Origin of the sequence: Vibrio sp. M260118, assembly GCF_036533755.1 — a bacterium.
In the GTDB taxonomy this organism is placed as follows: Bacteria; Pseudomonadota; Gammaproteobacteria; order Enterobacterales; family Vibrionaceae; genus Vibrio.
Window position 1 is genome coordinate 1 of sequence record NZ_JATABG010000163.1, and the last position, 7,483, is coordinate 7,483.

Here is a 7,483-nt window from a genome sequence, read left to right on the forward strand (position 1 = left end):
ATGGAAACTAATCTAGGTAATGACTTTGCAGCCTCTCACTTCGGCAACGAGGCTAGTGTGACAACAATGGAAGCAAACCTGAACCTGGCATACAAACTCGCCGACTCCGTAAGTGTAGGCGGTGGCGTTCGCTATGTTATGGGAGAGGGAAGTTTTGGGGCAAAAACTCCTACAAATAACCTCGTTTCTCCAGGAAATGTAACAACCTTAAAATATATGGAAGGTGACGACACTTCTTGGGGCTGGCAAGTGGGCACAGCGTGGCAGATCAACCAAGACCACCGTATTGGTTTTGCATACAAGTCAGAAGTTGAGCTAAAACTCGAAGGTTATGCAACGGGAGTAGGTTTTAACGCTGCACTGGCAAATGCACGCGATAACGGTTCTATGGCACTTGCACTACCAGCAACAGCAGAACTGGCTAGTTATCACCAATTGAACGACAAACTGGCGATCCACGCGAGCATCAACTGGACTGATTGGAGCAGCTTCGAGAAGTTAGAAGCGCAGCTGGACACATATGGCACGAAGATGGTTAAGGTTGAAAACTGGGAAGACAATTACCGCTTTGCTGTTGGTGCAACTTACCAAGTGGACTCTAAACTAGCTGTACGCACTGGTGTTGCTTACGATACATCAGCAGTTAGTGACAAAAACCGTACTATCACTATTCCTGAAACCGATCGTACTTGGCTAAGTCTTGGTGCATCTTACGAGTTTACAAAGCAGTTCTCACTTGATGGTGGCCTAACTTACATCATTGCTAAAGACGCAAGTATTGTAGAATCTCGCGGATATTCTTCTGACGATGCTGCTCAAAACGTGGCAGGGCAATTTACCGGCGAGGTATCAGGCAACGTTTGGCTAATCGGCCTACAGGCCAACTACACTTTCTAAGCGTTTAGATGCTAGAAACTAAAAAGGCTTGGTTCGTAATAAACCAAGCCTTTTGTCTTTAAAGCTTTTGTTAAAAATCTTCTAGATATTCATCTAAAAACTCTTCTTCTTCAGCGTTATAAGTTTCTTGTTCTATTTCAGCATTGAAGTCTTGACGCTGAAGATACGCATCACGCGCGACTGCGTATGGATCTGGAGATCGTTCAAGCATCACTTCTTGGTTCACGAGGGCAGCACGAGTTTCCATTCCCTCTAATGCCCATTTACCTAAGCCTGCCCAAACGTTTAGGAACGATAAAGGTATGTAGGTGTGGTCGACAAAGTCTGCAGTTTCTCTCACCGTCCATGGACCGTATCCGGGAACCATTACATAAGGGCCATTACCGACCCCATAGTGCCCTACTGCATCGCCAAAGGTTTTCTCATTGTGATCAGTAATCCCTGCCTCTGAGGCGACATCAATAAGACCGACTAAACCAAGAGTTGAGTTAATCCAAAAACGGTTAAAGTGATCAAGTGCCTTACCTCCATTACCCATGATTAGGTTGTTAATCATGCTAGCAGGCTCATCCAAGTTACTTAAAAAGTTACTAATCCCGCTACGGATCGGAGTAGGAACATAATTGACATAAGCGAGAGAGACCGGACGAACGAAATAAGGGTCTAAGTAGTCATAGTTAAGCGCCCACATAGAGCGGTTAAAACTCTCAAACGGATCATTTACTTGCGGTTCATTGAATGCAGAATCGTCTTCAGGCGCTGACGCACACCCGCCTAGCCCAAGGACTAGAAACAACATCCATATCTGCGGTTTGATTGTTCTCATTATTATTTTATCCATAAAAAAGGCCGGTATTACTACCGGCCTTCGCGTATCCATAATCAATACTTATTCGAATTGACTATCAATTACAACTTCAACTGGTTCACCCATTCTAACCACTTCGCTCTCACCAAACCAGTCCCCTTGTTTAGTAGCGACGTTGCCGTCACTATCTAGACGAACGCGCACCATTAAGGCCTCGAGTGAAGAAAGTTTTCTCTGTTCAATCATGCTGTTACCATCATCTAGTACCACCGTGCGTGGGAACGAGCCTAGTGGGTATCTTGCAGCGGCAACTGGCATTGGTGAGCCGTCTGCAGTATGCACGGTCACGATCAGCGCCGAATTTGGGTCGGCGCTCACATTGTCTGCAATAGAGATAGTCACAGCGACAGACTTACCTGTACCAATTTTCTGGCCCATCTGTTTCTGCGCATTTTCGATACTACGAGACAACATTTCATAGCGGCTATCTTGTGGACCGATCATCTGTTGCATCGCACGCCAATATCGAACTGCCGCAGGATAATCCTTACGTTCATACGAATCAAATGCCAAAAGTGAGAACACGCGTAAATCAACATAATCCTGCTGAACCAACTGCCCCAGTAGGCGGCGCGCTTTATCTTGGTCAGTATCATCTTGAGATAACATCAATGCCTGCGCGTAACCAAGCATCACGTCCGGGTTATCCGTTTCTAGGTTATACGCTTTTTTCATTGCCCCCACAGCAGTAGCAACATCACGATTAGCGAGTGCAATGCGCCCTAGTAGCAGCCAACCGGTTGAATCATCAGGTTGGTAGTGAAGACGAGTACGCAGAGCCAATGTGAGATCTTGCATTTCGTCATCGCTAAGTGTCGCACCTTCAGGAGCCATTAATTTTTTTGATAGAGCAGGTAAGTTAGCACTAACTTCTTGCCACCTCATTACGTCTTCAGATGCACCGAACTTGAAGTAGAGACCGTAAGACATTCCGATAACCAATAACGCTGAGGGTACAACCACCGCCCAAGACGATACCTTACTCTCTTGTTTTACAGATTCGCTGTCAGGGATATCATCTAGCAGAGACTGTTTCAGGTCTTCGATTAGCTCTTGTTGGTTTTCAACTAAACCTTCGTCTGTCTCCTCCTCTAACTCTTCCAGGCGATCTTTGTAAAACGCTTTGTTGAGTTCATCACGAAGCTCGTCGTCAATGTTCGACTTCTTGTTGATAAAAGGTAGAGCAATCAACAACACGCTGACCACCACTAGAATGACAGAAGCTATCCAAAATAGTGTCATTACTGCTTATCTCCATCATTCTTTTCATCATTCTGTTCATCAAGTAGCGCTTTTAAACGCGCCTCTTTTTCCTCATCCCACTGCTGCCCCTTTTCAACAGTAGCGGCTTTATTTTTACGACTACGAACGAAGATAAAGCCAAAGCCAAATAGCACTACCGCAATAGGGCCAAGCCAAAGAATAGACGTAGCAACCGTAAGCGGAGGATTGTAAGTGACGAAGTTGCCATAGCGAGCGATCATGTAATCGATGATCTCTTGCTTCGATTTGCCTGCTTTGGTCATCTCGTACACTTTTTCACGCAGATCAACCGCCAGCTCAGCGTTGGAGTCTGCAATGGTGTTGTTCTGACACTTGGGGCAACGCAAAGTGTTGCCAAGCTCTTTGAACTGAAGCTCTTGCTCTAGAGTATCAAACTCATGTATCTCGATAGCAGCATATGTCACTGAGGCAAAGCAAACACTCGCTAATAAAGCAGCAATCCACTTTTTCATGATTTGGCCTCCGCTAGCATCGCGTCATACATCGGCTTTAACTTTTCGTTCCAGTTACGATCATTGACATCGCCAACGTGGCGATAGCGAATGATGCCCTCCGCATCAATCAGAAACGTCTCTGGCGCGCCATAGACGCCCAAGTCAAGCCCAAGCATGCCGTTGCCGTCAAACAGACTAATAAGGTAAGGGTTACCTAAGTCAGTTAGCCAACCTACCGCTTTGGCGCGATCATCTTTATAGTTTAAGCCAATAATCTTTACACCCTGAGCTGCTAGCTCATTTAAGTATTGATGCTCGGCGTAACAAGTTGGGCACCAGGTCGCCCATACGTTGAGTAGCAGTGGCTCACCCTTAAAAATGGCTTGATCGTACAGTTTACCGGGCTCTGCCAGATCTTCTAGACGAAACTCTGGTACGTGTTTTCCAACCAGTACAGACTCAAGCTTAGTCGGATCATCTCCGTGCTGGTTTTTAATGAGTTGAGTCGCAAAGACAGCGACCAAGCCTAAGAAAACCACTAAAGGAATAAACAGAAACTTCTTAGTCATTATGCCTCCTGCTTGTTCGGGTTCTTTCTGAAGCGGTAACGTCTATCACTAATTGCGATCGCTCCTCCCAATGCCATTAATAAAGAACCTGCCCAAATCCAGCGAACAAATGGCTTATGATAAATACGAACCGCCCAAGACTTGTTGTCATCCAAGCGTTCACCCATCGCGATGTACAAATCTCGTGTAATGCCACGATCAATTGCTGCTTCCGTCATCATAGACCGAGCTGTGGTGTAGAAACGCTTTTCAGCATGCAAGGTATTGATGTATTTGCCATCTCGCGTGATCTTAAAATCGGCAATATAACCATCATAGTTAGGACCATCTTTGTCGCGTAGACCTTGGAAATGGAAATCGTAACCTTGAATCTGGATATGTTCACCCGGAGCAAGGCGCACATCACGTTCAATACTGTAGTTCTGAACCATAGCGATACCAATCACACTCACTGCCAAGCCAAGGTGACCTAGCATCATCGCCCAGTGGCTACGTTGCAGTTTTTTCACCCCTTCCATAAATGGATGACGGTGAGTCGCTCGTTGATAAAGTTCAAATCCGTGTAGGCATATGATCCACAACGACATCACCCAGCCTAAGTAAGCCATAAATAGGAAATGCTCAGAGAACAAGCTGACGAATACACCCGCTAGGACCAAAGACACCACGCCTGAAATCAGCATTGGCTTCTTAAGGCTTGATAAGTTATCGCGTTTCCAGCGGATCAGTGGACCGATGCCGAGTAGGAAAGCGAACGGAATCATCAGCCAAGCAAACAGCATATCGAAGAATGGCGCACCGATAGAGACAGATCCCAAGCCAATTTGCTTATGCACTAGTGGCAACAGAGTACCCACCAGAACAACCACAAGCGCAGCAATCAAAAGCACATTGTTCGCCAACAACGCATTCTCACGAGAAACCAAATCGAAGTTTCCGCGTACGCGGACTGATGCACCTTTTAGTGCAAACAGCAGTAGCGACCCACCAATCACGAACACCAAGAAGCCAAGAATAAACATGCCGCGCGATGGGTCTGACGCGAAGGCGTGTACTGAAACCAAAATACCCGAACGTACCAGGAAGGTACCCAGCAAGCTTAGTGAAAAAGCAGAGATCGCCAATAACACTGTCCACGCTTTAAAAGTGCCGCGCTTCTCTGTCACTGCCAGTGAGTGCATGAGCGCCGTACCCGCCAACCAAGGCATAAATGACGCGTTTTCTACTGGATCCCAGAACCACCAGCCACCCCAGCCAAGTTCGTAGTATGCCCACCATGAACCTAGCGCGATACCTAGCGTTAGGAATAGCCACGCAGCAGTCGTCCACGGTCGAGACCAACGCGCCCACGCGGTATCAAGACGACCTGTCATCAGAGATGCAATAGCAAAAGAGAAAGCAACCGAGAATCCTACATAGCCCATGTACAACATAGGTGGGTGAATGATTAAGCCCGGGTCTTGCAGGAGTGGGTTTAAGTCGCGACCATCAACTGGGAAGAAAGGCAATGTACGCAAGAACGGGTTTGACGTTAGGATGATAAACAGAAGGAAACCCACTGTGATCATACCCATCACGGCCAATACACGCGCCACTGACTCTTGAGGCATGCCACGGCTAAAGCTCGCAACCGCAACTGTCCATCCAGCCTGAATCAAAACCCACAGTAGTAGAGAGCCCTCATGCGCGCCCCATACCGCTGTCAGGCGATAATACCAAGGCAGTTGGCTGTTGGAGTTATTTGCAACGTAGTTAAGCGTAAAGTCGTTGGTGTAAAACGCCCATAGCAAGATAATGAATGAAATAAATAATAGTAAAAACATGCCCCACGACAGTGGTCGAGCACTGTTCATGAGTAATGTATTGTTTCTGGATGCACCCACCAGAGGCAGAACACTTAGCAGTACTGCTAATGCCAAAGAGATGATCAGTGCAAAATGACCGATTTCAGCAATCATTGACCGCTTCCTTGTTTTTGTTGTTCTGTATACTGTAGCGGCTCATGAGTCTTCTTCATTGCTTCAGCAATTTCCGGTGGCATGTACTCTTCATCATGTTTCGCTAATACTTCAAAAGCCTCAATTGTCGTGGCATCTTTCAATACGCCTTGAGCCACAATACCCTGCCCTTCACGGAATAGGTCCGGAAGAATGCCATCATAGACAATAGTGACTTTCGGACCGATATCATGCAGATCGAATGATACACGCAGAGATTCAGGATCACGCTTAACCGAACCAACAACTACCATCCCACCAATACGCAAACGCTGACCAACCTCTGGCTTAGTACCGTCAGGCTTACCATTAACCAGCTCTGTTGGGGTGTAGAACAGGTCCATATTTTGGTTTAGCGCATAGAGCATTAAGCCAATCGTAGAGGTCATACCAATAAAGATCGCGAGAACAATACCGAGTCTCTTTTTACGTCTTGGATTCATAGCGTGTTCTCCAAATTTTTTGCGGCATCAATTCGTGCCTGTCTATCAACTTTTGCTTGTACTTCATTAAGTAGAGCGCGACCACGTTTTACACTCACAATCAGTAAGATCAGCATTGCACCAAACGTAATGCCAAACGCTGCCCAAACGTACCCTGCGTAACCGCCCATGGCGAAGAAATCACTCAAAGATTCAAAATGCATAGTTAACTCCCTCGCTGAGATTTACTGGCGGCTAACTGAATAACCCAAGGACGATGACTCTCTTTGCTAATGATTTCATTACGGAAACGGATCATGGTTAACGAACCAAAAAAGAAAGCAAAGCCAAAAATATTCAGCAATAGTGGCCACAGCATGTCGCTTGAAATTGATGGTTTTTCGAACTTGGTAATCGTTGCCCCTTGATGAAGGGTGTTCCACCATTCAACAGAGAAGTGAATGATAGGAAGATTAACCACACCAACAATAGCTAAAATACCGGCCGCTTTCGCGGCGGTTTTCTGATCATCAAATGCGTGATAAAGCGCAATTACACCAAGGTAGAGGAATAGAAGAATCAGCTCAGAAGTTAAGCGCGCATCCCAAACCCACCACGTGCCCCACATAGGTTTACCCCAAATAGCGCCTGTCACAAGAGCGATAAAGGTGTAAACCGCGCCAATAGGAGCCATTGCAGCCGCCGCCATATTCGACAGACGAAGTTGCCAAACAATCCCGATGAATGCAGCAATCGCCATCGACATATACACGCCCATTGACCAAATCGCTGAAGGGACATGAATATAGATAATTCTAAAGCTATCGCCTTGTTGGTAATCAGAAGGCGCGAAAGCTAATCCCCACACTGTACCGGCGCTTAAACATGCCAGTGCCAATATGGAAAACCAGGGCAGCAGCTTACCGCAAAGCTGATAAGCTGTTTCGGGCTTGGCATAAGGATGGAGCCATTTCCACATCTTTGTTCTCACTCTTACTTCTAGTTTTGTTTA

Annotated in this window: 9 protein-coding genes; 1 reads left to right on the forward strand and 8 read right to left on the reverse strand. The window is 46.4% G+C overall.

Features of this window, described 5'->3' with window-relative positions; genetic code table 11:
* Window positions 1–897 (forward strand): outer membrane protein transport protein (locus QTO00_RS11105; RefSeq protein ID WP_331424873.1); only part of this gene is annotated, 897 nt, incomplete at its 5' end.
* A gap of 70 nt (window positions 898–967) precedes the next feature.
* Here QTO00_RS11105 and QTO00_RS11110 read toward each other — a convergent pair.
* The 8 genes from QTO00_RS11110 to QTO00_RS11145 form a co-directional block, all read right to left on the reverse strand.
* A complete protein-coding gene (locus QTO00_RS11110; protein WP_331424874.1) occupies window positions 968–1,723 on the reverse strand; it encodes an MlaA family lipoprotein in 756 nt (251 codons plus the stop codon).
* A 63-nt stretch (window positions 1,724–1,786) separates the two neighbouring features.
* On the reverse strand, window positions 1,787–3,007 hold the full coding sequence (gene ccmI, locus QTO00_RS11115; RefSeq protein WP_331424875.1) for a c-type cytochrome biogenesis protein CcmI: 1,221 nt from the start codon (window positions 3,005–3,007) through the stop codon (window positions 1,787–1,789).
* Window positions 3,007–3,501 carry a cytochrome c-type biogenesis protein gene (locus tag QTO00_RS11120; RefSeq protein WP_331424876.1) on the reverse strand — a complete coding sequence of 165 codons (495 nt, stop codon included), beginning with the start codon at window positions 3,499–3,501 and terminating at the stop codon, window positions 3,007–3,009. The genes ccmI and QTO00_RS11120 overlap by 1 nt, the downstream gene beginning before the upstream one ends.
* Window positions 3,498–4,052: a DsbE family thiol:disulfide interchange protein gene (locus QTO00_RS11125; RefSeq protein ID WP_331424877.1), complete on the reverse strand. Its 555-nt coding sequence runs from the start codon at window positions 4,050–4,052 to the stop codon at window positions 3,498–3,500. The genes QTO00_RS11120 and QTO00_RS11125 overlap by 4 nt, the downstream gene beginning before the upstream one ends.
* Complete coding sequence (locus tag QTO00_RS11130; RefSeq protein WP_331424878.1) at window positions 4,052–6,010, reverse strand: heme lyase CcmF/NrfE family subunit; 1,959 nt, start codon at window positions 6,008–6,010, stop codon at window positions 4,052–4,054. Before QTO00_RS11130 ends, QTO00_RS11125 begins: the two co-directional genes overlap by 1 nt.
* Entirely contained in the window at window positions 6,007–6,492 is a 486-nt protein-coding gene (gene ccmE, locus QTO00_RS11135) for a cytochrome c maturation protein CcmE (RefSeq protein WP_331424879.1), read from the reverse strand. Before ccmE ends, QTO00_RS11130 begins: the two co-directional genes overlap by 4 nt.
* Window positions 6,489–6,695 (reverse strand): heme exporter protein CcmD, encoded by a 207-nt coding sequence (gene ccmD, locus QTO00_RS11140; RefSeq protein WP_331424880.1) that lies wholly within the window; start codon window positions 6,693–6,695, stop codon window positions 6,489–6,491. The genes ccmE and ccmD overlap by 4 nt, the downstream gene beginning before the upstream one ends.
* A gap of 2 nt (window positions 6,696–6,697) precedes the next feature.
* Window positions 6,698–7,450, reverse strand: a complete 753-nt coding sequence (locus QTO00_RS11145; RefSeq protein WP_331424881.1) for a heme ABC transporter permease — start codon at window positions 7,448–7,450, stop codon at window positions 6,698–6,700.
* Between the last annotated feature and the right edge of the window lie 33 nt (window positions 7,451–7,483).

Excerpts from the sequence above, each read along its gene's own strand:
- ccmD (WP_331424880.1), bottom strand. The coding sequence starts at position 6,695 with ATGCATTTTGAATCTTTGAGTGATTTCTTCGCCATGGGCGGTTACGCA.
- QTO00_RS11125 (WP_331424877.1), bottom strand. The coding sequence starts at position 4,052 with ATGACTAAGAAGTTTCTGTTTATTCCTTTAGTGGTTTTCTTAGGCTTG.
- QTO00_RS11120 (WP_331424876.1), bottom strand. The coding sequence starts at position 3,501 with ATGAAAAAGTGGATTGCTGCTTTATTAGCGAGTGTTTGCTTTGCCTCA.
- QTO00_RS11145 (WP_331424881.1), bottom strand. The coding sequence starts at position 7,450 with ATGTGGAAATGGCTCCATCCTTATGCCAAGCCCGAAACAGCTTATCAG.
- ccmI (WP_331424875.1), bottom strand. The coding sequence starts at position 3,007 with ATGACACTATTTTGGATAGCTTCTGTCATTCTAGTGGTGGTCAGCGTG.
- QTO00_RS11110 (WP_331424874.1), bottom strand. The coding sequence starts at position 1,723 with ATGAGAACAATCAAACCGCAGATATGGATGTTGTTTCTAGTCCTTGGG.
- QTO00_RS11130 (WP_331424878.1), bottom strand. The coding sequence starts at position 6,010 with ATGATTGCTGAAATCGGTCATTTTGCACTGATCATCTCTTTGGCATTA.
- ccmE (WP_331424879.1), bottom strand. The coding sequence starts at position 6,492 with ATGAATCCAAGACGTAAAAAGAGACTCGGTATTGTTCTCGCGATCTTT.